Origin of the sequence: Bacillus ndiopicus (genome assembly GCF_000612805.1) — a bacterium.
Lineage (GTDB): Bacteria > Bacillota > Bacilli > Bacillales_A > Planococcaceae > Metasolibacillus > Metasolibacillus ndiopicus.
Map to the genome: position 1 here is coordinate 50,939 of NZ_HG964409.1, position 24,777 is coordinate 75,715.

Genomic DNA, 24,777 nt, shown 5'->3' on the forward strand with positions numbered 1-24,777 from the left:
ACTACTAAAAGGTAGGGTAAAGAACATGAGTAAAAGATTGTCGAGTAAAATTTCAGCATTACTAGCACTTGTTTTAGTTTTGCAAATTTTTCTGCTTCCAATGAAAAATGTTTTGGGAGCAACAGATAATAGCATTCTGCCGCCAAGTAACCTTGCATATCAACATATCACACCAGATGTTGTGAAGCTTACTTGGAGTGAGGTAGTTAGTGCTACAGGATATAAAATATATGAAATTACAGAAGGTCAATTAATACCACGTGGTACAGTTACTACGAACAGCTATACGATTAATGATCTTCCAGAAGGATCTTACACATATGTTGTTTCCACGTTAAGTGCAAACGGGGAGTCTGGTCCTTGTGCACCAATCACAGTGGACATTGTTTACCCAACGATTGAAGCACCAACACTTACGTATACTTTACAAAACGTCAACGACATTAACTTGAGCTGGACGACTTCTCTATATGCGGAAGGATACAAAGTATACCAAATTGGATCCAATGGAGAGTCCACTTTAGTTACTACAGTCACAGGTAAAACGTATACAATTTCAAATGCTCCAGAAGGGGACTTCAAGTATGCAGTCTCTTCATTTAGCTCTAAGTTTGGAGAGTCACCAATTTCTAATACTGTAAGCGTAACACTGGATCATCCAGAAATGGCAGCGCCAACGAATTTGATGTATACAATTACAAATGTCAATGACGTAACACTGAAATGGACTGCCGCTGCAAATGCAACAGGTTATAATGTATATCAAATTATCGGTGACCAAAAAATATTGAAGAGTACAGTAACAGGAACGAGTGTAACCTATACAAATATGCCTAGTGGGGAATACGTATATGAAGTTCATTCTGTAAGTAGTCGCTTTGGAGAATCAGCAGGAAATCAAGTAACGGTGACTATAGGTGAAGTGACGTTGCTTCCTCCATCAAATGTAACATTTACAATTGCAAATCTTAATGACGTTACGTTAAAATGGAACGCTGCTGCAAATGCAACAAGCTATAAAATTTATCAAATTATTGATGATCAGAAAATATTAAAAAGTACAGTAACAGGAACGAGTGTAACATATACAAATACGCCTAGTGGGGAATACGTATATGAAATTCATTCTGTAAGTAGCCGTTTTGGAGAATCGGCAGAAGGTAGCCAAGTAAATGTCATTATCGGTGAAGTTGCGATGACGCCTCCAAGCAATGTTACATATACAATTGTGAATGGAAACGACATTGTTTTAAAATGGGACGCTGCTACGAATGCGACAAGCTATAAAGTATATCAAATTATCGATGGACAAAAGGTGCTAAAGAGCACTGTAACGAAAGCAAGTGTTACATTTGCAAACTCTTCAGCAGGAGACTATGCTTACGAAATTTACTCTGTAAGTAGTCGTTTTGGAGAGTCGGCAAATGGGAGCCCAATTCCTGTAACAGTAGAGCCTGTTGAAATGGCAGCACCAGCGAATCCAATATATACAGCAGCTAACATTAATGATGTTACATTAAGCTGGGATACTGTAACCTATGCGACAAACTATAAAGTATATCAAGTATTAAATGGACAAAAAGTATTAAAAAGTACAGTAACTACACCAAAAGCAACATTTACGAATTTGCCAGCAGGAGACTATACTTATGAAATTCACGCTTTCTCTAGTCGTTTCGGAGAATCAGCGGAAAGTGCGAAAATCTCATTTGCAATTGAATTCCCGCAAATGAATCCACCAGCAAACTTAACATATGTTATTAAAAATACTTCTGATTTCACTTTAAACTGGGATGCCGTAAAAAATGCAACGAGCTATAAAGTGTATCAAATTATTGATGGCCAAAAAATACTGAAAAATACAGTTACTAGTACAACTATTAACTATACAAAGATGTCACCAGGTGAATATACTTATGAAATACATTCCGTAAGTAACCGTTTTGGAGAATCTGTAGAAGGTAGTATAGTTTCTTTAAAATTAAATGATGTAGATTTACCTTCACCGACAAATTTAGTGTACACAGTTCTTAACGGAAATGACATTAAGTTAACGTGGACAGCTGTTACGGGTGCATCAAGTTATAAAGTTTATGAAATTATCGATGGCCAAAGAGTTTTAAAGAGCACGATAACAGGCACAACTGTAACTTATACGAACCAATCAGAAGGGGATCACAGCTATGTTGTGACAACTTTCTCGTCATTGCTGGGAGAGTCATCAACTGCAGCAGAAATTACAGTTCCTTTACAAAATCCAAATATGGCAGCACCGAGTTCTCTAACATTCAAAATTCAGAATGGAAATGATGTTGTTTTAACTTGGGGAGCAGTTCAATATGCAACAAGTTATAAAGTGTATGAAATTATTGATGGGCAAAAAGTACTGAAAAATACAGTAACTACTTTATCAGCTAAATTGTCTAACGTTTCATTTGGAGATCATGTTTATGTTGTTCATTCTGTAAGCTCTCGCTTTGGAGAGTCAGCAGAAGGTAGCGAAGTGTCTGTTAATATGAGTGAAGTACAAATGGCTGCACCAGATAATGCAACGTACAGTTTCGTAAATGGAAATGATATCAAGTTAACTTGGGGAACGGTTCCTTATGGAACAAACTATAAAGTATATCAAATTATTGATGGACAAAAAGTATTAAAAAGTACATTAACTACTACAACAGTAACTTATGCAAATCAGCCACAGGGCGAGTATGTGTTTGAGATTCATTCGTATAATTCTCGCTATGGTGAATCGTCAGAAGGAAGCAAAGTATCATTAACTTTAGTTTTCCCAGAAATACAAGCGCCTAGCAATTTAACGAAAACAGCTACAAATGTGAATGACATCGTTTTAAAATGGAACGCAGTAACATATGCAACGAGCTATAAAGTGTATCAAATCGTTGATGGACAAAAAGTATTAAAGAATACAGTAACAACTACTTCTGCATCATTCCCTAAAATGGAAGAAGGTCAATATGAATTTGTAGTTCATGCTGTAAGCCCACGTTTCGGTGAATCGGCTGAAGGAAGTAACATTAATTTTGATATTATTTGGCCTGAAGTACAAGCTCCAGAGATGACGAGTACGATTTTTAACGGTAACAATATTACGTTGTCATGGCAAGCTGTAAATTGGGCAAATGAATACCTTGTATATGAAGTAACGGAATCAAATCGTCAATTAGTATACAAAGGAACAGCTTTAACTACACAACTTTATAATCTTTCAGAAGCAACGCATTCTTATGAAATTGTTGCGTATAGTACTCGTTTTGGAGAATCAGCTCCTTCTAGCCTATTGGCAGTGAACATTGTATACCCAGAGATGGAATCTCCAGTAGCAAGCATTAAATTACTAAGTCCGACGAGTGCTCGAATTTTATGGAACTTTGTAACGTATGCAAATGGTTATAATTTATATGAAATTGTGAATGGAGAACCAGTATTAATTGCTGAAAAAATTAATAACTTGTCTTACACAATTTCAGATTTAACGTATGCAGATCACGAATATTATGTAACAGCGTATAGTAACTCATTTGGTGAATCAACACCATCGAATATTGTGTTGGCAAAATTGATTGTGGATACAACAGCTCCTGTTACGACAGCTAATGTACCAGCTGGATGGACAAACGTAAGTCCTGTAGAAGTTACTTTATCTGCAACAGATGATGAAACAGGTGTAGCAAATATGTATTATTCATTAGATGGTGATGCATTTGTATCTGGAACATCGTTTACAGTGTCAGAGCAGGGAATTCATAAAATTACTTTTTACTCTATAGATAAAGTGGGTAATAAAGAGGCAGAAAAAACTGCAATTGTGAAAATCGATACAGAAGCGCCAGCTACAAAAACTAGTGATATTCCAGAGTGGCTTACTGCAAATAAAGCTATTAACTTATTAGCAACAGATGCATTAAGTGGAGTATATAAAACGTTCTATTCAATTGATGGAGCAGCATACGTAGAAGGTACAACAATTAAAGTAGATGGAAGCAAAGCTTCTTATAATGTTAACTTCTATTCAGTTGATGTTGCTGGTAACAAAGAGGAAGTTCAAACGATTAAATTAAAAGCAGATTTAATCGCACCTACTACAACTGCGACAGCTCCAGCAAAATGGACAAACAAAGATGCAGTTGTAAAATTACAAGCACAGGATGTTGAAAGTGGCGTTGCGAAAACGTTCTATTCAATTGACGGATCTTCCTTTGTAGAAGGTAATACGTTTACAGTTCAACAAGAAGGAAAGCATACAATCCAATTTTATTCAGTTGATTTAGCAGGTAATGTGGAAGATTTGAATACTATTGAAGTGAAAATTGATAAAACCGTACCAAATGTTTCAATGGATGTAAGCAAAGAGTACAAGCTTGGCGATTCAGTACAATTAACATATTTAGCTAACGATAGTCTTTCAGGTGTTGTTTCGGAAAAGATGGTTGTTACTTCCCCGAGTTTAAAAACAACAGTTGTAGCAAATGGAGATTCTATAAAATTTGATGAGCAAGGTATGTATAATGTCACTATTACAGCAACTGATGCTGCTGGAAATAGCACGACTATTACAAAACAATTTGCCGTTTACATTCCAGCCACGATTGAAGTAACACCAGAAGTTATTAAAGGAAATAAAGGGGTATTCACAGTGCGTGTTATTCTGCCCGCAGGAATCAGTACAAAAGGCTTCGACCTAAATACTGCAACTATTAATGGCGTAAAAGCCTTAAATAGTAATAATGGATATTATAATCAAGCAGGGCTTGGACAGTTTAAGTTCGAACGATCTGATTTCACATGGAATCAATCGCAAGTAACCCTTGTGTTTAAAGGTTATGTAAATGGAGTACTCGTTGTAGGACAAAAAACTGTTAAGGTAATTCAATAAACATTTATATTTCCCTAAGGGCTCATTTTAAAAAATTTAATATCTGTACCTATAGAGGGTCTCCCTTTTGACATTTTAAAAATGAATATAGATATAGAGTTTCGGTTTGGTTTAGAAGTGTTAGTAGAAGGATGTAAAAGTAAAGTAAAGCGGGGCAGGCTAGGATTTGTTCCAAAGTTGTACCATAAGTAATGGTATTTTCCAAAAAAACCACCTAGAACGTTAGATTAAAAGCGTTTCAGGTGGTTTTACTTTATAATTTTTGAAGCGATATTCGAAAGAAATGTTTTATCGTGTTATGGAAATATTAAATTTTCCCTGACTGCATCTTATAATTTCTTTTTATCATACCTGATGTAGTTATCATTCCAAATTTTTCATAATAGGGAACTAAATCCTCATCGCAGCACAAATCAATCATATAAATATCATCAAGCTCTTGAAGCATTCTTTGTACTAATTCCTTACCGATACCTTTATTCTTATATGCTGGTAAAACTTCGAGGAGTGGAATGTATGCAGAGATAACCCCATCACTAATTGCTGTAATGAATCCTACAACTTTATTAGTATTAGTATCTATTGCGATGACTATTTTACTGCTATTTTTTAATATTTTTAAATGAGTTTGTGTACTTGGTGGATTTGGCCAGTCTACAAAAAAGCCTTCTAACATCTCATAAGAAATGTTTTCAAGATTATTTTTATATATCATTATTATCATCTCCTAAATTAAATTGTAAAATTAGGGAGATGAATCAATTGTAAAGTAACATACTTATGCCTCCAAAATTACATTTGTAATGCTATAAAATATATAATTCGATAAGAATTATATATTTCCTTTAAATTATTTTTAATGACATTGTTCAAAAAATAAGGACTGCACTTACACTAGTAATATTGAATCGTATCATAAGTAAAGCCTTTTAATTTTTATTTTTCCTCTTTATAAAAGCGTTCGCCAGATTCGGGGTTGAAATAAACAACTAATTTTTTATTTGTGATTGGATCAATTGAAATCTCATTTGTCCGTATGAACCCTTTTGGTACTTGGCTGCCGTGTTTTGTTTTAAAGCGACGATCCCAAATGAGCCATGATCCGATAATTAAAATAATCAGAATCAAGAATTGGATACTGTAAAATCCTATAACCCATTTCATTAGTTATCTCTTTTCTGCAATAACTGCTGTTCCGTAGGCCACAATCTCACTCATATTTTGACCGATTTCACCAGAGTCAAAACGCATCATAATAATAGCATTTGCGCCCATTGCTGTAGCATTTTTCACCATACGATCCATCGCTTGTTTTCTGGCATCTTCAAGCATTTCTGTATATTGATTTATTTCTCCACCTACTAATCCCTTAAAAGAAGCCATAATATCTTTACCAATTCCTCTGGCCCTTACAGTTAAACCAAACACCGGACCTAGTACCTCTGTAATTTGATGATTAGCAATATTCTCAGTTGTTACAATGATCATATGAATTCGCTCCTTTAAAAAATAATAATTACATATTTATAATATAATATATTTTTAGACAATAGTGATATTAACCACTGAAAGCTAATATATTTTAGGCTAAATCCCCATTTAGATATATTATGGAGAACCGTATCATAAGTAAGTGCAATTGTAATGATATATTCTTTAACAAGCCCATATATTATTAATTTTAGTTAGACATATTCAGATAAAATGAATATGTCTATTTTTTTGCAAGATCTTGTAACGTTTTAGCACTTTACTAGTTATTAAGGTAAGGGAGGGGAGACAATGGACTTTGAGGAAATTTATCGAGCGTATTTTCATGACGTTTATTTGTATATGAGATCACTGACGATAGATGAAAAAATAGCAGAAGAAATCACACAAGAAACATTTTTTAAGGCACTAAAATCCATTCACCAATTTGATGGCAAAAAAGATGTGCGAGCATGGCTTTTTACAATCGCTAAAAATACATACTTTACACATTACAAAAAGCAGCAGTACCAAGCCAATCAAGTGGAAGCCTCTGTATTAGATGATGTTCGAGTCGTAGAATATTTAATGAATGAAGAACAAGCTTTTGCTATTCATCATTATTTGCACAAAATGGAAGAGCCTTATAAAGAAGTATTCTCCCTTCGTATATTTGGTGAACTGTCATTTGGGAAAATTGGTCAACTGTTTGGAAAAAGTGATGGCTGGGCTAGAGTAACGTTTTACCGTGCAAAAAAGAAAATATTAGCGTATATGGAGGCGAAACAAGATGAAGGAAGTTAAATGTACAATTATTCAAGATTTGTTACCACTTTATGTGGATGACGTCGTAAGTGAAGATACAAAAGAGATGGTAGGGCGACATTTAAAAACTTGTCAAGCTTGCCAAAAGGATTATGAGCAAATGAAGGAAACATTGTATGTACCTATTGAAAATAATGTGACATTGTTCGAGAAGCTTAATAAAAAATGGAATCACAAAAAAATGAAACTTATTGGTGGATCAGTTGTAATGACTATTTTATTGTGTCTGGCTGTATTTTCATATGTGTTTCACTATCAAAATCCTATTCCTTATTCAAAGGATTTATTTGAGATTGAAGAGAAAGAAGATGGGTCACTTGTTTCTAATTATTTTGGGGAAAGCCATGCGGGCTCTTATATAACGCACCCAATGAAAGTTGAAATAGATGGGAAAATAAAATTTGTTAGCCTTGTCTATTATGTTGAAACAATAGCTAATTCTCCTACAAGTAATTTTTTCCGAGAGGATAAAAGGATAGGTCCTGAGCAATTTACGCTACCAGATAGCAATATTGTTGATGCTGTATACTATGGGGAATTTGATTTGGAAAAAGTAATTGCTACAAAAGAGCAAACATGGAACGAGCTTTTGCAAGATATGACGTTAATTTGGGAGAGATAGAGGGAGCTAAATATTTAGTTTTATTATTCAATAAATAAAACCCCATTTATATTAGTTGAGGAGAACCTTATTAATAAGTAAACGAGGTAAAAAAAGCTCAGAAATACTAAATTAGTAGTGTTTCTGAGTTTCTTTTAAGCTAAGGAATATCTCGCTTAAATCAAGAAGGAGTATGGCTTCACCATATAGAATTAGGATATGGTAAATAAGGAGGAAGAAAATGAACTATAAAGTGGAGATTAACATTCCAATATGTAATAATGAAGTACCCGAATTAAGAGAACTTGTCGGCTGGGGGAGACGAGACAAAGATTATCCGACATTATTTGAACGTTGTAATTTTTGGGCTGGTGTTAGAAATGAAGATAGTAAGCTAATTGCCTTTGGTTATGTTTGTGGAATGGGCTTAGAACATGGATATCTGGAAGATATTATCGTTCATCCAGAATATCAGGGAAATGGAATTGGCGTTAAATTGGTAAAAGAATTATTGCGAGAATCTGAACGTTTTGGATTAGGAATTGTAACGGTAACATACGAGGAAAAGAATACTAACTTCTATAAAACTTGCGGCTTTATACCGGGTACGGGAGGGGTCTGGCAATCAGATAAGTAATAAACCTAACACCCTAAAAATGCAAATTTGGGTTAAACTGTGTATTTTGGATTTTTACAATAGTTAATTCAACCCTTGAAGAATTGGGTGTTTATTGGATTTATTTAATTGTCGTAGTACAAACATATTAATTTTTGAGAAAGAGGGCGTCCGAAAAGCCATTTTGGACGCCCTCTTTGTGACTACTGGTAGGAGCATAGTTTAATAGATGCGATTGATATAGCGATTAGTAATTCAGAAAAGGCATATAAACTTAATTATCGAGAGATTTACCATAAATAAGGGCTACTATAACTGTTATATTATAAGATTTATTTTCATCCAAACTGCCAAAAAATAAATAATAAAAATTTTTTGGTGGAAATTGCCGTTTTGTGTAGTATTATGATTTTATAATATAAGTGCAGATACTATAAAAGCTTCCGATAATATATATAGGTAAGGGAATATTATCAGGTTTTGGGGAGCCGTTGGATAGAGCCTTTAACAATTAAAATACAAAATCTATGTTCAAAAAAGGATGACGAATATGAGTAAAAATCTTTTTTCAACCATTAATAAATCATTCAAGCTCAAATTAATGTTTATTTTGCTATGTATATCACTAATTCCACTTATTGCTGCTTCAACGATTTTACTCATGCAATCCAACGCTGCCATAAGTACTGCATCTAAAGGTTCCTTTGAAGAGGCAACAAATCTTAATACAAAATATATTAACGACTGGATTTCACAAAAAATTGAATCGATGCAAGCTGTAGTGAAGGCGCATCCAGAATTTTTGAATGATGACCCTGAACAAGTTATCCCAGTTCTGAAAATAATGGCACAAAGCGATTCTGACGTACAAGTATACTCTTATGTAGACACGAAGGGACATGTCTATGACACAAGCGACCAAAATTATGATGGAAGTGATTTTCAGAATGTTAAAAATGCGATGAGTACCAAAGAAATTGCTATTTCCGATATTCTGAAAGCTGTTAATGAAGATATTGACATCATTATTATCGATGTTCCCCTTGTAAATGATAAGGGGGAGTTTAGGGGGATTGTCCAATCGATGCTAGATGTGTCTAAAATCTCGAAAGTTGTTAAAGATATTAAAGTTGCAACAACGGGAAAAGGATACTTAGTATCAAGTAGCGGTGTAATTTTAGTTCATCCTGATGCCGCAAAAATTGGCACGAATATAAATGAAATAGAAAATAAAGATACCGTTGAACTGTTAAACAAGAATGTTCTGTCTAATACAAACGGCATCTTACAGTATCAAGAAGATGGTGGTCAAAGTATTTTGGCCTCTTATAAGGAAATCGAGAGGACAGGGTGGCGACTAGTTTTAGACGCGCCTTTGCAAGAAATGAATGAGCAAGTTACGAAATCTAGGAACATTGCAATTACTATTATTGTTATTTCTTTGATTAGTGTAGCTATCATTGCAATTTTGCTGTCAAGAGTAGTAGTTCGCCCGATTTTAAAGCTTATAGAAAACTCTAAGAACATGGCTAATGGTGATTTTACAACAAAAATTGATGTTAAAGGTAAGGATGAAATTGCTGAACTTTCTATTGCATATAATTCAATGATTGATAATTTAAGAAATCTAATACAGCAAGTAGTAGTTGCTACAAATACTGTAGATTCTAAAGCACATGAAATGAATAATATGGCTGTTCAATCAGGGAAAATATCATCTGAAATACTTGTAACAGTAGATAGTTTTGCAAATGGTGCAAATGACCAAGCTGAGTCAGTCCAAAATGGATCATCTATGGTAGCTGGTATAACAAAGGATATACAGGAAATCACGACTAATGTTGAAAACTCTGTAGATATGATCAAAGCTGTTAATGCGGCTGTTGATGAAGGATTTACAGCCATTGTAGGCCAGTTAAAACTTATGGAAGAAAGTAAGAAAACTACTGAAAATGTAGGAATGGCAATTGATATGCTGGCTGAAAAATCGGGCAAAATCAGTGATATAGTCGATGTTATTAGCGGTATAGCAAACCAAACAAACCTTCTTGCACTTAATGCAGCAATAGAAGCAGCACGTGCAGGAGAGCATGGGAAGGGCTTTGCTGTTGTTGCAGATGAGGTAAGGAAGCTGGCAGAGCAATCTGCGAATTCAAGCGATGAGATTATTGCACTGATTAAGGAAATACAGGCGAGGACATCTCAAAGTGTTGATGAGGTGAATCAAGTTAAAAATGTTGTATCTAAGCAAGAAATTGCAGTAAATGATACAAAGAAATATTTTGACGAAATAAGAGAGTCTGTAAAAAATATTGTGACACAAATAAACAATGCAGCATCTTCAGCAAATGAAGTAAATAAAAAGTCACATGAAATTTCTGAGGTTATGGAGAACATTGCATCTGTAGCTGAGGAAAATGCAGCAGCCACAGAAGAGTTTTTAGCAGTTACGCAAGAGCAGGCTCATGGGATACAACAAGTAAGAGCAGATTCTGATGATGTTGTAGAGGAAGCAAAAAATCTTCTTGAAGCGATTAAGTATTTTAAAATTTAATGGAAATAATTTATGCCGGAGTATACGAGCTCTGATTTTCCTTTGAATTATCTTTGAAGTACATCCATTCGATTTGTGGTTATAATTATTTTAGTCTGTACATGGGTTATTTTAATCGCTTTGTGTTTTGTTAGTACGATAATAAAGAATAGATGTTTTTAGAGGAGAATGGCTAATCGAGGCCATTCTCTTTTATGATATTAACTTTAAAAGTAGCTATTTCCTAATTTTTTGGACAAATACGGCGAATTATTTACAATGTTAAGTACAAAGCAAAAATGGTAAAACAACTAAAAAACCTCAATTTATTTTGTACATGAATAAATTCTGTAGCCTAATTTCCCTTTATACCTAAATATGATATCAAAATGTTTTTCCATAATTTCATAAAGTTCAGGTTCAATAGTATCTGAGTAAGGAATACCAGGTGCTGAATCGATGGATGTATTTTTTTGTATACGAATCTGTTCAAAACCTGCCTGTTCCAATAATGCCACCCAATCTTTTTTCATTGTAAGTGAATCAAATCCATAAAATTGTTTGATTTCATTTTCCTCTTTTTCCTTTAGTCGCTTGTTAATCGTTTGCTCAATTGCAATGAAACGACCGCCATTTTTTAATAACCGAAAGATTTCTTTAAGGGCTCTCGGTTTATTTACGAAAGAAAGAACAGATTCAGAAATAATAAAATCAAAATGATAATCAGGTAACGGAACTTTTTCTACTGAGCCTTGAATGATTTTTACTGGTAAGCTGTTTTTTTTCATTCTCCTCTCAGCCTTTGTAACCATTGTTGGATTAATATCTATGCCAGTGACTTTTGCGCCATATTTGTAAGCTAAATAGGCAGCAGTTTGGCCAGTACCACACCCTACATCTAGAATATGAGAATTTCTGTTAATGTTCTCCCTCTTAAGTATTTCCTTCGTTAAATTAATACCGCCAGGATGCGCCCCTTCAATACCGAGTTTCGATAAAAAATCTAGGTACTTGGAATTCTGAATTATAGCCACCTTCTTTATTTGTTTTTGAAAGGTAAGGAGTATAAAATTCCCTGCCTAAGAGCAGTTAAACGGGTATGGATATGCTTTTTTATATAATATGAATTTAAAAAAATATGGTTCTTGCAAGAGAGTTTGATGAAAATCAGTGAAGCAAAAGAATTAACAGGAAAGTTTGATTATTTCTATAGTTAGATTAGGGAAATAATAAAAAAGAAATTACTTTAAAGGAGGATGTTTATCGACAGACATTGAGTTAAAATGGTTGTTATGCAAGTTATAATGGTATGAGGAGGAACTATATGAAAATATTGAGAAACGGTATTGTGTTATTTTGTTTATTTCTATTAACGGGGTGTAGTGAAAAGCAATCTGAGTATAATTTGGATCAACTAGAGGGGCCAGCCGCTATACTAGTAGAAACATGGAGAGCAGAGGGTATTTCAGATGACGATATACTAAAGCAAATTGCTGATTTTATGAATGTGGATGGGACTGAGTTATATTATGATAAAGAATCAAAAAAACTAATCGAGCGAGTACAAAATTATAAACTAAATGGTACGGAACACACATTAAAGGAATTCATGGCTTTATTAAATAAAACAACAGTTTGGTCAGATATAGGTTTAGCAACAGATTTAGTTCACACACAAGCAGAATACCCAATTAATTACTCAGAAAATGCGCGTATTTTGGCTATATCTGAAAATAGTAAAAATCCTGAATTCAAATTATTAATGTATGTAGATGATGAAAATACTGCTGTTTATAAAGTAAAATCAGGTGAAAATGAGGCATTTAACCTTGATGCAGAAACAGCATTAAAATTGATATATGACAACAAAGTAAATCCGAAAGCAACAGTAACAAAAAAAGAGGAGTCAACGATAAATAAACAAGTATCTGAATCACAGGAGGAGAGTAGTCCATCAGAGGAGGTTCAAAGTGATATAGACAGTGTTCCTGTCCCAGAAGCGAATAATACCATGGAATCAGCACGAGAACAGATAGGGTATTTAATAACATACTATTTGCAAACATATGCAGACGGAGATACAGCATCCCTTGGGCATTATGTTTATCCGGAATCTCTTTTTTATTCAGAGCAAGAGCGCTATATGAAATCATTACATACGAAAGGCATCGTTCTTGATTTAATTGATTATAATGTAACGGTAATAGAGCAATTATCAGAAAAAATGTACGAAGTAGATGTAAATGAATATTACACAATTGATAACCCAGAGCAAGGTTTTAGCGACACAGAACAAACTAGCAAGTATACAGTTGAATTAATAGATGGAGAGTTTTATATTACAGGGTTGGAGATATTGTAATTAATGAACGCCTTCACTTAATCACAACATGGAAATCCGTAGTACAAGTAAATAAGGTATTTGAAAATTTTGGTAGACTTGTGATTTCAGAAAGCATGCGCTGGTAGCAATGCTCCAGCGCAGCAATCAAATTAAGATTTAAATCTATCCAACAATAAAGAAATGATTTTGAAAGTTTCTTCCACCGATTCCTCTACATTTGGCATTTGTGCAATCCATAAAGCAGATTCATTCAGCGCACCTGATAAAATATGTGTTAATGCTTCAATGGATACTGATTCAAAGTATCCTTGTTGCTGCATTAATTGAAGTTGTTCATGTAATAGTCGCATAGAGCCTTGTTCATCCATGCTTCGCCAAGTTTCCCATCCTAGTACAGCCGGTCCATCTATAAGCATGATACGTTTGTTTTTTTCTTCGACAGCTGCGTTAACAAAGGCAAGGCATCCTAGAATTAGCTGGTCCCATAAATTTTCGCTCTGGGCTGCCTCAGATTCTACCTTGTCAGCAACTTCCCTCTGAACAGATTCTAGTACAGCGAGAAAGAGCCCTTTCTTACTACCGAAATGGTGATAGACTGCCCCTCTCGTTAAGCTAGCCTCCTTAACTATTTCATCCAATACAGTAGCTGCGTAGCCATGCTCGGTAAAATGCTTTCTTGCAACTTCTTTGAGTTTAATAATAGTTTCGTAAGTTTCTTCCTTACTTCTTTTCATGAAAGATGATTCTCCTTACTTATAGTTTTGCCAATAGCTCTAGAGCCTCTGAATCCTCCGAACTGGCTAGAGAACGTAATCCACGACGAATAATCCATTTAATATCAGCGTCCTCTAAATTCAAACAGCGAAGCCAATCAAGTGTGACATCCCTATAATCCTTTGTTAAATCATTCAAATGGTTAGCTACTGACTTTCTTACATAATCAGAGGGGTCCTTCAATAATGGGGCTAATAAATTTAGATTATTAGCTGGATCCCCTTTAATTGCATGCATTCGCTTGGCCCACGGAAGACGGGGGCGCGTACCTTCACTAACTAGTCGCCGAACATGAGGGTTAGGGTCATACAACCAGTTATTTAAATAAATCAAACATTCATTAGGAGAGTTCGCCAAATAAGGGCGTACTGCGTATTCTGATGTATGTCGCTTCGTAATTTCATATAAAGCATTCATAGAAATTTCAAAATGCTGTAAACCATATTTTTCTACAAAATAAGCTACGGGCATTAGAAAATAACCATTCGTAAACATGCCTTGTTCTGTTTCATTTTCTCGTCCTAGAATTTTTAAGAGAATGCTTAGCGACTCTGAATAGTCGCTTGGAAGAGCGATTCTTAATTCATCAGATATGACAGTAACTCTCCCTTTTAATGCTAAAGGTTCAACTTGATTAGCAACGGATTCAATAAATGAATCTGAAGGGAAATTTGGAAAATGGGGTTCAATAAGACTAGAGAGACGACGAGCCAACTCTACACCAAAATAATGCTTTAGTGCTGTATTTTCGCTCATCTATTTTTCCTCTTCTGACCAGATATTTTCAACGTATTGAGCACTTTCTTCTTGTGAAGGAGGAATAACTTTTATAACGTCAATAAGGACTCCGTTTGGGTCACTTGTTATGAAATGGCGTTGTCCGAAGTCTTCATCGCGAATATCAAGCTCCAATGGCAGTTTGTCAGAAATTATGAGCTTCTGATACTCCTTATCCACATCCTCCACTTCAAAATTCAAAATCAAGCCTTGCACTGACCTTTGATAGGCGCTTGGGATAGTCGGATGTGACGCATCAAGAAGAGCCAATTCGAAAGGAAAGTCACTCTTAGCCTTTCTTAAACTAACGTACCAATCGGCCTTATATACGGTATCAAACCCAAAGAAATCAGTGTAAAATTTTGCACTTTCTTCAATTTTATCTGTCAAAATAACGGGATAAAAACTATTTGTTTTCATTTGAAAAATTACACCTCCTATTTTTATAAATTCAACTTAACATACATACAGTATGTTTGTAAAGTTATTGAGCGTTTTAGCTGAATCATTTATGTATACAATAAAACACTAAGAAAATATTAAGAATTGATGTGTGAGTTTGTTAAGATTTAATTAGTATTATATCCTTATACGAATCCTATAGGGGTAATCACGTGAACCTAAAGAGATGGAGGAGTGAATGTAGTTGAACATTTTGATTTGTGATGATGATAAAGAAATTGTAAGGGCTATTAGCATTTATTTAGAAAATGAGGGATATCAAGTATTCAAGGCTTACAATGGTATAGAGGCAATCGATCTAATTCGAGATCAAGTAATCCACCTAATTATTATGGATATTATGATGCCAAAAATGGATGGCATTACAGCGACGATGAAGATTCGGCAAGATAATATGATTCCGTTAATTATGCTTTCTGCTAAGTCGGAGGATTATGATAAAATACTCGGATTAAATATTGGAGCAGATGATTATATGGCTAAGCCGTTTAATCCTTTAGAGCTTGTAGCTAGAGTGAAATCACAGCTAAGAAGGTATACGACATTTGGGAGTCTTGAGGTGAGTAGTTATATATTTCAAACGGGTGGGCTTACGATTGATGATGAACGAAAAATTATTACAGTTGATAATAAAGAGGTTCATTTGACACCAGTGCAGTATAAAATTTTAAAGCTTCTTACAGCAAATGCGGGGAAAGTATTCACAATTGAAGATATTTATGAAAAGGTATGGAATGAGAATGCCATTAATCCAGAAAATACGATTGCAGTTCATATTCGAAAGATTCGAGAAAAAATTGAAATTAATCCGAAAGAGCCGAAGTATCTAAAAGTAGTATGGGGAGTTGGATATAAAGTTGAGAAATATTAGTCATGCACTTATTACAAAAGTGGTTGTGTTTCTGATTGCCATTGCATGTTTAACTGGTATAACGAAGGCAATTATCAACATGGAACTTAAAGAGGTTCATCTTAGTAGTATAAATCAAGATAATTATTTTGAAAGCCGATCATTCGTTGATGAAAGTTCTAGGCTTATATTCTCTTTAACGCAATTAATCGTGAAATACAAAAGTGAGGAACATATTTTAAGTGGTCAGACACTAACAGAACACGATATTAGAGAAATCGAAGAAAATTCATATAATAATTTCCGTTATTCATACAGATATAATGCAAATTTGAGTGAAGCAGAAAATAATCGCGTATATCAAGAGCAATATGCGGATGACATAATTAGTAAAAAAGACGAAAGCATGAAAGAGCAGGTAAGGGAATTTTATCGGTTGCTCAGTTCGCTAGAAACATATGAAGGAATTGTGTTTTATGCGAGCGACGGTGAACATGTATTTTCCAATAGTGAGCTAAATAAGAAAGAGCAATTTGAATCATTTGGTGCATATATGCTATTTGAGGATTATCAGCAAAAACTTTATCCAAACGAAGTGAAGAAAAGTGAATATTTAGATTATTTTACACCTGAAGTTGAGCAATTAAATCCACAAACAGATGTTATTTATGTAGCATTTAAAGAATCTTTCTTACAACAAAAAGTGGCGGACTGGGAACAAGATAAAGGAGTTGCTAAAAGACTTTTTAATGAATTCATTGTATTTTTAGCAGGATTTATTTTATCTTTTGTTTATTTAATCATCGTTATTGGACGAACGTCATTTAAAGATAAAGAAATTCGTTTTCATGTCATTGATAAGCTATATAATGATGTCAATATTGTGGTAGTCGTTTGTTTAATATCGTTGTGGGTAGCAATGATTGTTGAGGTATTGCATGATATGTACTTACTTCTCACAGTACCTATTGTAATTATTACCTTATTGATGATTTTATCGCTCATAAAGCATATTAAAAATAGATCATTGCTTCAGCATACACTTATATATCAAATTCTTAAGAAGGTTTTCCTCTGGGTAAAGCATGTATTTGATAGTGGCAGTGTAGGTGTGAAAATCGTGTTACTTGTCATCGGGTATCCAATAGTAGTTGCAGCAACGTTTTTCATGTTCCCCATTACTATAGGTCTAGCTGCCTGGTTCGCGATGAAGAAGGTAAAGTCGTTTAACCGCATAAAAGAGGGTATAGAGCAAATTAAAAATGGAAATCTCCATCATCGAATTGAAGTAGACGGAAAAGGGGAGTTTAGCGCACTTGCAGCGAATATTAATAGTATTACTGATGGGTTAAAAAAGTCGGTGGATAATGAAATCAAGAGCGAGCGTTTAAAAACAGAGCTTATTACGAATGTTTCACATGATATCAGAACGCCTTTAACATCAATTATTACGTATGTCGATTTATTAAAAATAGAAAGCGACCCTGAGAGAATTGCTGAATATGTAGATGTGTTAGATCAAAAATCGAAAAGGCTCAAACATTTAACAGATGATTTGTTTGAGGCAGCTAAAGCTTCAAGTGGAAGTATGCCTGTTCAGTTAGAACGAATTGACGTCGTATCCTTACTAACGCAAGGAATAGGTGAAATGAGCGAAAAAATTGAAGCAATGTCATTAGATTTTAAGTTAGCCCACCCAACAGAAAAAGTGTATGTGAAGGCTGATGGTAAGCTTCTATGGCGCTCTATCGAAAACTTATTCTCGAATATTTTTAAATACGCACAGCCTACATCTAGGGTATATGTTGATGTAGAAGATTTAGGGAATGAAATACGCGTAACATTTAAAAATATTTCTGCGTATGAATTAAATATTTCGGCAGACGAGCTCATGGAACGCTTTACAAGAGGGGATGAATCTAGATCAAGCCAAGGTAGCGGATTAGGGTTATCGATTGCTGAAAGCCTTATTCACATCCAACGTGGGAGGTTCTTAATTCAAGTCGATGGCGATTTATTTAAGGCGATGATATATCTACCGAAATTTCCAAATGAATAATGTAGAAAAAGAATAGGATATATGAGTTTCCTATTCTTTTTCTTTGTATGGGTGCAGAGGATAAAATGCTATTAAAAAATTCCATTTTTCTTCAGATTTTATATAGGGTTATTAAAACAAAAGGCAGTAGTTTCTACCACTGCCTTTTTTAAATTATTATAAAAACTCCATGTCAATCACCAAATACATCATGATTAAATAGTACGTTTATTTATAAAATGAGACTAACAATAATACTTGAAAGTATACTTACAAGTGTGGCACCATATAACAGCCTTAATCCGAAACGCGCAACGGCATTCCCCTTTTGTTCATTCAAACTTTTGACCGCCCCAACAATAATACCAATGGAAGAAAAGTTGGCAAAGGAAACAAGGAATACAGAAAGAATGCCCGTTGTTCGTTCACTGAAATGATAATTTCCTCCAGACAAATCCAACATCGCAACAAATTCATTGGTCACCAGCTTAGTTGCCATAATCGCTCCAGCGCTAACCGCTTCTGAGAAGGGAATTCCCATAATGAAGGCAATTGGAGCGAAGAGAAAGCCCAATATCGTTTGGAAGGAAACATGAAACAATAACTCAAATACATTATTGAATCCCGCCATTAATGCAATAAACCCAATCAGCATAGCCCCGACGATAATGGCGACCTTAAAACCATCAAGGATATACTCACCGAGCATTTCAAAAAAGGATTGCTTGTCATGCTCTTCTATTTCTAATATATCCTCGTTTGGGTCAACCTCATATGGATTAATAATAGTAGCTATAATAAAACCACCAAATAAATTTAAAACCAAAGCCGTGACGATGTATTTGGGTTCTAGCATTGTCATATAAGCCCCGACTATGGACATTGATACAGTTGACATCGCTGATGCACATAGAGTATATAAACGCTGATTGGAAAGCAAATCAAGTTGTTTTTTTAATGTGATGAAAACCTCCGATTGACCAACCATTAATGAAGCAACGGCGTTATAGGATTCAAGTTTCCCCATTCCGTTCACCTTGCTTAATAAAAGTCCAATTCCTTTCATAAGGAATGGAAGGATTTTTAAATACTGAAGAATCCCAATTAATGCCGAAATAAATACAATTGGCAATAATACAGTTAGAAAGAATGGAGTTTCACCTTCGTTTGCTATGCCACCAAATACGAAGGACACCCCTTCGTTTGCATATTTGAGTAGGTTGTTAAAAACGGTAGCTATGCCCTTGATAATAGTTAATCCAAATTCTGTGTTTAACAGTAATAAAGATAAAAGAATTTGAATGATAATCATTATGACAATTGGCTTGAATCTTATCTCTTTCTTATTGGAGCTTGCCAACCAAGCCAAAAATAATACAAACAAAATACCCAAAATAGAAATAACATATTGCATATGTAACCTCCCGGTGAATTAAATATAATATGTGAACTTCCAATGTAGTTCTCTTTCATATAGTAGCCACCTTTATTTGTGACTATCCATATTTAATAAAAAAGAATCATCCATAGTTTTTAATAAACTGTGCTGAGTAGTAGTGTCAAAGAGGTTTTAATGGAAATTTTTTAAAAAACGATGAGGTGCCTTTAGAGTGAGTCTGGTGGTGGTAAGGAAGCTGCATCTACATTGTTTAAGCAATAATTTGTGACTCTATGCAAAATTTTGGAATTAAATAAAATGCCTCTCCGTATTACGACTATTGGATTGAAGAATACAAGGAAAAACCTCTCAACTAAATTTTGTTTATAACCAATTCTTCTAAATTGGGAAATTAAACTTGTTATTAAGGTCAAGTAGAGTGCTAGTTAATGGCACTCTTTTTTTGTATGTAACTTTTAAAAAGTTGCCCCATCTAACTTACTTGGAAATCTTACCTGTCTTTAGTATCTATATAGAAATATAGATATTTTAGAGGGTTGCAGTTGATGGTTCATAGTTGTTTATTAACATATTTCAATATAGACTGTATATAAAAGGATATTATAGTGATTTGTGAAAAAATTGTGAGACTATAAATATATAGGAATATAGATGTATTACAGAAAATCATATAAAAGTAAGTACGGTTTAAAGTGGAACGACCTAAAATATTTTTGTGATAGCATTTTAGGTCGTTTATTAGGTATTTAAATAATATAAGGGAGGTAGTTGTTATTATGTCGCATCAAAATCGAACATTTTCTTCTAAGTTTAAATCGGAATTAGTTAATCTTTATAAAAGCGATAAATCAACAAGTAATAAGCAAAATTTAATAGAATACATAAAATTTCTCTATCCCCAACTTCAGATAGAATCTTATACACCAAATGATATAGGACAGAATAATGATGTATTCATTATAAATGATTCATTAGTATTTAGATTTCCTAAATATAAAAAAGGAATTGAACAATTAATAAAAGAAACAGAAATACTAAAATACATTAGGGATTTTATTTCAGTTCAAATTCCTAACCCGATATATAGCTCTTTAGAAAATTTAGAAATAGGAAAAGTCTTTACTGGATATGAGTTAATAAAAGGTGTTCCTTTTTGGAAAGAGCATATTACAGGAATTGAAAGTAAAGAATTATTAAAATCATTATCAACACAGCTAGTTCAATTTCTTATAGAGCTTCATACAATTCCAAAAGATCGAATAAGCGATTCTTTGAAATTGGCGTATAAACATCCTTTTGAAGAAATGTCCAAATTATATCAAGAAATCGAGGGTAATCTGTTTCCATTCATTAGAAAAGAAGCTCAAATGGAAATAACGCAATCCTTTAAAGCTTTTTTAGAGTCGGATTCAGTTAGAAATTTAGATGTGACACTTATACACGGTGATTTTGGTGCTGCAAACATCATCTGGCTACCTGAATCAAGAGAGATTTCAGGAGTAATTGACTTTGGAAACGCTCGTTTAGGGGATCCAGCATATGATTTTGCAGGAATACTTTCTAGTTATGGTGAGGATTTTTTTAACATGTGCATTCAGCTTTATCCGAATGGTGAGGCAATAGCTGAACGTGTTAGATTTTATAAAAGTACATTCGCCTTGCAGGAAGCTCTTCATGGTTTTTTACACAATGATAAGCAAGCTTTTGATGAGGGGATTAAAGAATATAAGTAATTCATAATTGCTTCAAATTTATGCAGATTGAAATATGTGGAGGTATTATGGGGGTTGGAAAAACGTTAAAGAAAATTAGATTAAGCCGTAATATGACACAAGGAGAAATTGCTGCAGAAATCACAAATCAAGGAACTTATTCAAGAATTTAACGAGATCAGCTGCAATTGGATGTTGAGTTATTTACAAAGTTACTTGAACGCTTGAATATATCTAGTAATGAATTTTTCTATATTCACAATTACTATCAATTGTCAGAATATGAATCCATCATGAAAGATTTTAGATAGTTAGAAATCATATTACCTGAAATTATAAAAGATCATATGAATAGATTGAGAATTTACTTGAAAGAATTTCCGGAATCTAATTTAAATAAAGTTTTTATGGCTTATCAAGTTTTATATTTACATGTTGGAGAAGGTAATCTTGAACTAGCAAAACAAAAGGCAAGTTTAGTTTGGGATGATTTACAAATGTTAGATTGTTGGTATATTGATGATTTAATTTTGTTGAATAGCCTATTAGTTTTATTTCCACTAGAAACAGCCTTAGAAATTACAACAATGGTTTTAAAACGGATTGATTCTTATGGGAATTTTGAGAGAGATTTAACTTATCTAAAAATTTACTTCCAAATGGATTTATGTTTAATGTTATTACAACATCAAATATATGAATTAGCACTCGATAAACTTAATGTTATCTATGAAAATTACAAACAGAAAATGTCTTATCAAATGTTAGCAGGGCTATTTACAAATAAGGCGATTTGTTTGCTCTATTTAAATCGTTCTGTAGAGGAAGAACTGACAAATTTGAATTTATTATTAAATCTATATGGAGATTTTAAATTATTAGACTCTCTACTTAAAGTTTATGAAAATCAAAAATCTCATTTCCGAGAACTATATCAAAAGTGATGGTAAAGAGGAAGTTTGAATAAAAATAATAAAAGTCGCCCTTTATACTCCTTGGGTGGCTGTATTTTCTATTATTCTCGACTTCTTCTAAACGGCTAATGAGGAATAGGATTTTATGTTTTGATATCAAAAATAAACGCTCTAAGTAGTCTGGAGAGAATTATTATTTTAATAGGCCGTATGAGTGAATGCAGTTTTAAAGTATTATAACTTTTTTAATGTTCGTATAATCTCTTGTAAAATTCATATATTTTGAAGGGGTAAGAATACATCAGTTGCAGTAGGCAAATAACTATAAGAGAGTTCAATTTGGATTGTATTTGCTATTCTAACTAAGAATTGCAAAAATGGGTAACCCGTTTATATAATATGATAAATAGTTTTAATATTTCCAATGCGTAGATTGTTAGTTTATCTTGATATAGCCTAGAGGAATGTCACAGGCCATGATGGTTTTAGGTTAGCTGCTACTAGTCAATTAGAAAAAATCTGAACTAAAGTTAACCGAGTTATAATTAATAGTACAAAGGGGTTTTGATATGTCTAACATAGTTTCTTTACAAAAAGGTGGCAATACAGTTCTTGCAGAGAGTGGCACAATTATAGTGGAAGTACGATGGAACTCTACTTCGGTTTTAGATGTTAGCTCTTTTTTAGTAGCCGCTAATGGCAAAGTACCGTCAGATGATTACATGGTATTTTATAATCAAGAAACAGAGCCAGAACAAAGCGTTAACTTGACAACGAATGACAAGAATAGAGTGGTTTTCACTATTCAATTAGAGAAGCTTTCATCAATTATCCAACAGTGTTTTTTTACAGCAACATTAGAAGGGAATTCAACTTTTGCTGCGGTTCAAGGGTTAAGTATCACAGTAAAGAGTACACAAGGGGAAGTTTGCTATCAAATTGATGATGCGACTGAAGAAAGAGCATTGGTTCTTGCTGAAGTGTATCGACATCAATCAAAGTTTAAATTCCGAGCGATTGGTAGAGGATTTAATGGTGGATTAAAGCCATTGGCAGAATCCTATGGTGTGGAGGTTGAAGAACCAGAAGTGCCTTCTATTCCTAAGATCGAACCAATTCAAGAGATTAATTTAACGAAAATTGATTTACTGAAAAAGAAAGTTGCAATTTCATTGGAAAAGAAGAAAATTGCATCTGAAAAGGCACGTGTAGCTGTTGTTTTTGATGCTTCTGGCTCAATGACAAATCTCTATCATCGTGGCACAATTCAGCGTGCATTCGAAAGAGTGCTAGCTGTTGCTGCATGTATGGATGATAATGGTGAATTAGATGTATGGTTCTTTGGCTCTAAATTTATGAAGGCAAAAAGTGTAACAGAGCATGATTTTGAGGGCTATATTCAACGAACATATCCTGCACCAAAAATGTTTGGTGGTTTAGGGGCGGGTAATAATGAGCCACCTGTAATGAAGGATATTATTCAGCATTATGTCAAAAAGGAGCCTAGAAAGGATATGCCTTCCTACGTTATATTTTTCAGTGATGGCGGAATTTATCAGGATAAAGAGATTGCCAAAATTTTAGTTGATGCCGCTAAGCAAAATATTTTCTGGCAATTTATTGGTCTAGGGAATGCAAATTATGGCGTGCTTCGAAAATTAGATGATTTACCTGGACGATTGATTGATAACGCTGATTTTTTTGCTTTAGATGATTTGGATAAAGTATCAGATGAAGAGCTATATAATCGACTTTTTGATGAGTTCCCAAAATGGCTGAAGGAGGCAAGGGAAAAAGGGATTTTACATTGAGAGCTGAGTTTTTAAATATTTCCTCATCCGATGGAAAGTTATCACCGAAAGCTTTATTAAGTCCATTTATTTCAATAACTAAACCAGTGTACTATAATTCATCTTCTTAACCAATTTCCTTGGATTATAAAATTGAATATAAGCTATAAAAAATGTGAGGTAGGCAATTAATCTGCCTTCCTCACACTTTTTTACTTTCTAACAACGGGAATCCACATTTCACCAAATACTAAGCCGTCCTTTTCTCCCATTTCAACCGTTGTATTTGGTCCACCAACATAAGCAACATCTGTTGCTGCTGGTAAAGCTTGACCAAAGGCAATGCCAGTAAGCTGATTGCTTAGCTCTTCAGCTGTAGCTGCTTCCCCTTTAACAACTAAGTATTCCCCTTTAGGGAATTGGATGATTCTTGTTGCTTCAGGTAAGGTTTCTTTCGTCATAACACCAGCATAGTGCATCATTTTGTTATTTACCGCTTCGTTTACAGCGAAAATATAATCATTTGCTGCAAGGTTTTTTAAAGTATCCAGTCTGCCATCTTCTTTGATAGCTTGCCAAAAGTCTGATTTTTCTTTAGTAATGCCAGCATAATCTGTGTAATCGCTTTTAAGTTCTACTCCTAAGCCTAAAACTGTGAAGCCTTCTTTTTCTTCAAGAATGAAATTTTCCATGTTTATTACCTTCCTTTTTGGATTTTTTTCAAATGACTTGTGTTTTCATTTGATATGTTTATAATAGCGTTTAATCATATCAA

At 34.0% G+C, this 24,777-nt stretch carries 20 protein-coding genes and 1 pseudogene; 12 read left to right on the forward strand and 9 right to left on the reverse strand.

Annotation, left to right across the window (positions count from 1 at the left end):
- Positions 1-25: 25 nt before the first annotated feature.
- Positions 26-4,897, forward strand: coding sequence for an OmpL47-type beta-barrel domain-containing protein (locus TY13_RS16715; protein WP_042478701.1), 4,872 nt, complete (start codon positions 26-28; stop codon positions 4,895-4,897).
- Between the two features lie 307 nt (positions 4,898-5,204).
- On the opposite strand, the gene TY13_RS16720 is transcribed toward TY13_RS16715, so the two are convergent.
- From TY13_RS16720 to TY13_RS16730, 3 genes are all read right to left on the reverse strand, one after another.
- The gene (locus TY13_RS16720; RefSeq protein WP_042478441.1) at positions 5,205-5,612 is read right to left on the reverse strand and encodes a GNAT family N-acetyltransferase; all 408 of its coding nucleotides are present in this window, start codon (positions 5,610-5,612) and stop codon (positions 5,205-5,207) included.
- A 221-nt stretch (positions 5,613-5,833) separates the two neighbouring features.
- Positions 5,834-6,061: a hypothetical protein gene (locus TY13_RS16725; protein ID WP_042478442.1), complete on the reverse strand. Its 228-nt coding sequence runs from the start codon at positions 6,059-6,061 to the stop codon at positions 5,834-5,836.
- 3 nt (positions 6,062-6,064) lie between these two features.
- Complete coding sequence (locus TY13_RS16730) at positions 6,065-6,385, reverse strand: YbjQ family protein (RefSeq protein WP_042478443.1); 321 nt, start codon at positions 6,383-6,385, stop codon at positions 6,065-6,067.
- A 294-nt stretch (positions 6,386-6,679) separates the two neighbouring features.
- Between TY13_RS16730 and TY13_RS16735 the strand changes: the two genes are divergently transcribed.
- The 5 genes and pseudogenes from TY13_RS16735 (at position 6,680) to TY13_RS21365 (ending at position 10,963) form a co-directional block, all read left to right on the forward strand.
- Entirely contained in the window at positions 6,680-7,171 is a 492-nt protein-coding gene (locus tag TY13_RS16735) for an RNA polymerase sigma factor (RefSeq protein ID WP_042478444.1), read from the forward strand.
- Positions 7,158-7,814 carry a zf-HC2 domain-containing protein gene (locus TY13_RS16740; RefSeq protein ID WP_042478445.1) on the forward strand — a complete coding sequence of 219 codons (657 nt, stop codon included), beginning with the start codon at positions 7,158-7,160 and terminating at the stop codon, positions 7,812-7,814. The genes TY13_RS16735 and TY13_RS16740 overlap by 14 nt, the downstream gene beginning before the upstream one ends.
- A gap of 220 nt (positions 7,815-8,034) precedes the next feature.
- Complete coding sequence (locus TY13_RS16745) at positions 8,035-8,430, forward strand: GNAT family N-acetyltransferase (RefSeq protein WP_042478447.1); 396 nt, start codon at positions 8,035-8,037, stop codon at positions 8,428-8,430.
- A 640-nt stretch (positions 8,431-9,070) separates the two neighbouring features.
- Positions 9,071-10,021: pseudogene (locus tag TY13_RS21360) on the forward strand (cache domain-containing protein); the annotation flags it as partial.
- Between the two features lie 78 nt (positions 10,022-10,099).
- The gene (locus TY13_RS21365; RefSeq protein WP_407637744.1) at positions 10,100-10,963 is read left to right on the forward strand and encodes a methyl-accepting chemotaxis protein; all 864 of its coding nucleotides are present in this window, start codon (positions 10,100-10,102) and stop codon (positions 10,961-10,963) included.
- Positions 10,964-11,268: 305 nt separating this feature from the next.
- Here the strand turns inward: TY13_RS21365 and TY13_RS16755 are convergent, their stop codons facing one another.
- Entirely contained in the window at positions 11,269-11,976 is a 708-nt protein-coding gene (locus tag TY13_RS16755; RefSeq protein ID WP_154661629.1) for a class I SAM-dependent methyltransferase, read from the reverse strand.
- Positions 11,977-12,266: 290 nt separating this feature from the next.
- Between TY13_RS16755 and TY13_RS16760 the strand changes: the two genes are divergently transcribed.
- Entirely contained in the window at positions 12,267-13,304 is a 1,038-nt protein-coding gene (locus TY13_RS16760; protein WP_042478450.1) for a TcaA NTF2-like domain-containing protein, read from the forward strand.
- 131 nt (positions 13,305-13,435) lie between these two features.
- Here TY13_RS16760 and TY13_RS16765 read toward each other — a convergent pair whose 3' ends face one another.
- The 3 genes from TY13_RS16765 to TY13_RS16775 are packed head-to-tail and all read right to left on the reverse strand — an operon-like array spanning position 13,436 to position 15,257.
- Positions 13,436-14,020, reverse strand: coding sequence for a TetR/AcrR family transcriptional regulator (locus TY13_RS16765; protein ID WP_042478452.1), 585 nt, complete (start codon positions 14,018-14,020; stop codon positions 13,436-13,438).
- 19 nt (positions 14,021-14,039) lie between these two features.
- Positions 14,040-14,816 (reverse strand): DNA alkylation repair protein, encoded by a 777-nt coding sequence (locus TY13_RS16770; protein WP_042478454.1) that lies wholly within the window; start codon positions 14,814-14,816, stop codon positions 14,040-14,042.
- Positions 14,817-15,257 (reverse strand): VOC family protein, encoded by a 441-nt coding sequence (locus TY13_RS16775; protein ID WP_042478456.1) that lies wholly within the window; start codon positions 15,255-15,257, stop codon positions 14,817-14,819. It abuts the gene before it with no gap.
- Between the two features lie 226 nt (positions 15,258-15,483).
- Here TY13_RS16775 and TY13_RS16780 point away from each other — a divergent pair, with 226 nt between their 5' ends.
- Both TY13_RS16780 and TY13_RS16785 read left to right on the forward strand, forming a co-directional pair.
- A complete protein-coding gene (locus tag TY13_RS16780) occupies positions 15,484-16,170 on the forward strand; it encodes a response regulator transcription factor (RefSeq protein WP_042478458.1) in 687 nt (228 codons plus the stop codon).
- Positions 16,157-18,208: a HAMP domain-containing sensor histidine kinase gene (locus TY13_RS16785; protein WP_230199468.1), complete on the forward strand. Its 2,052-nt coding sequence runs from the start codon at positions 16,157-16,159 to the stop codon at positions 18,206-18,208. The genes TY13_RS16780 and TY13_RS16785 overlap by 14 nt, the downstream gene beginning before the upstream one ends.
- A 211-nt stretch (positions 18,209-18,419) precedes the next feature.
- On the opposite strand, the gene TY13_RS16790 is transcribed toward TY13_RS16785, so the two are convergent.
- On the reverse strand, positions 18,420-19,601 hold the full coding sequence (locus tag TY13_RS16790; protein ID WP_042478462.1) for a NupC/NupG family nucleoside CNT transporter: 1,182 nt from the start codon (positions 19,599-19,601) through the stop codon (positions 18,420-18,422).
- A gap of 761 nt (positions 19,602-20,362) precedes the next feature.
- On the opposite strand from TY13_RS16790, the gene TY13_RS16795 reads away from it, so the two are divergent.
- From TY13_RS16795 to TY13_RS16805, 3 genes are all read left to right on the forward strand, one after another.
- A complete protein-coding gene (locus tag TY13_RS16795; RefSeq protein ID WP_081797038.1) occupies positions 20,363-21,319 on the forward strand; it encodes a phosphotransferase family protein in 957 nt (318 codons plus the stop codon).
- 347 nt (positions 21,320-21,666) lie between these two features.
- Entirely contained in the window at positions 21,667-22,242 is a 576-nt protein-coding gene (locus tag TY13_RS16800; protein WP_042478463.1) for a hypothetical protein, read from the forward strand.
- A gap of 539 nt (positions 22,243-22,781) precedes the next feature.
- The gene (locus TY13_RS16805) at positions 22,782-24,023 is read left to right on the forward strand and encodes a vWA domain-containing protein (protein ID WP_042478465.1); all 1,242 of its coding nucleotides are present in this window, start codon (positions 22,782-22,784) and stop codon (positions 24,021-24,023) included.
- A 191-nt stretch (positions 24,024-24,214) separates the two neighbouring features.
- On the opposite strand, the gene TY13_RS16810 is transcribed toward TY13_RS16805, so the two are convergent.
- Positions 24,215-24,694, reverse strand: coding sequence for a GyrI-like domain-containing protein (locus TY13_RS16810; RefSeq protein ID WP_042478467.1), 480 nt, complete (start codon positions 24,692-24,694; stop codon positions 24,215-24,217).
- Positions 24,695-24,777 lie beyond the last annotated feature (83 nt).

Coding starts and splice junctions, on each gene's coding strand:
- TY13_RS16770 (WP_042478454.1), bottom strand. CDS start 14,816: ATGAGCGAAAATACAGCACTAAAGCATTATTTTGGTGTAGAGTTGGCT.
- TY13_RS16715 (WP_042478701.1), top strand. CDS start 26: ATGAGTAAAAGATTGTCGAGTAAAATTTCAGCATTACTAGCACTTGTT.
- TY13_RS16720 (WP_042478441.1), bottom strand. CDS start 5,612: ATGATATATAAAAATAATCTTGAAAACATTTCTTATGAGATGTTAGAA.
- TY13_RS16760 (WP_042478450.1), top strand. CDS start 12,267: ATGAAAATATTGAGAAACGGTATTGTGTTATTTTGTTTATTTCTATTA.
- TY13_RS16775 (WP_042478456.1), bottom strand. CDS start 15,257: ATGAAAACAAATAGTTTTTATCCCGTTATTTTGACAGATAAAATTGAA.
- TY13_RS16735 (WP_042478444.1), top strand. CDS start 6,680: ATGGACTTTGAGGAAATTTATCGAGCGTATTTTCATGACGTTTATTTG.
- TY13_RS16745 (WP_042478447.1), top strand. CDS start 8,035: ATGAACTATAAAGTGGAGATTAACATTCCAATATGTAATAATGAAGTA.
- TY13_RS16730 (WP_042478443.1), bottom strand. CDS start 6,385: ATGATCATTGTAACAACTGAGAATATTGCTAATCATCAAATTACAGAG.
- TY13_RS16810 (WP_042478467.1), bottom strand. CDS start 24,694: ATGGAAAATTTCATTCTTGAAGAAAAAGAAGGCTTCACAGTTTTAGGC.
- TY13_RS16805 (WP_042478465.1), top strand. CDS start 22,782: ATGTCTAACATAGTTTCTTTACAAAAAGGTGGCAATACAGTTCTTGCA.
- TY13_RS16790 (WP_042478462.1), bottom strand. CDS start 19,601: ATGCAATATGTTATTTCTATTTTGGGTATTTTGTTTGTATTATTTTTG.
- TY13_RS16765 (WP_042478452.1), bottom strand. CDS start 14,020: ATGAAAAGAAGTAAGGAAGAAACTTACGAAACTATTATTAAACTCAAA.
- TY13_RS16740 (WP_042478445.1), top strand. CDS start 7,158: ATGAAGGAAGTTAAATGTACAATTATTCAAGATTTGTTACCACTTTAT.
- TY13_RS21365 (WP_407637744.1), top strand. CDS start 10,100: ATGGCTGTTCAATCAGGGAAAATATCATCTGAAATACTTGTAACAGTA.
- TY13_RS16725 (WP_042478442.1), bottom strand. CDS start 6,061: ATGAAATGGGTTATAGGATTTTACAGTATCCAATTCTTGATTCTGATT.
- TY13_RS16795 (WP_081797038.1), top strand. CDS start 20,363: ATGTCGCATCAAAATCGAACATTTTCTTCTAAGTTTAAATCGGAATTA.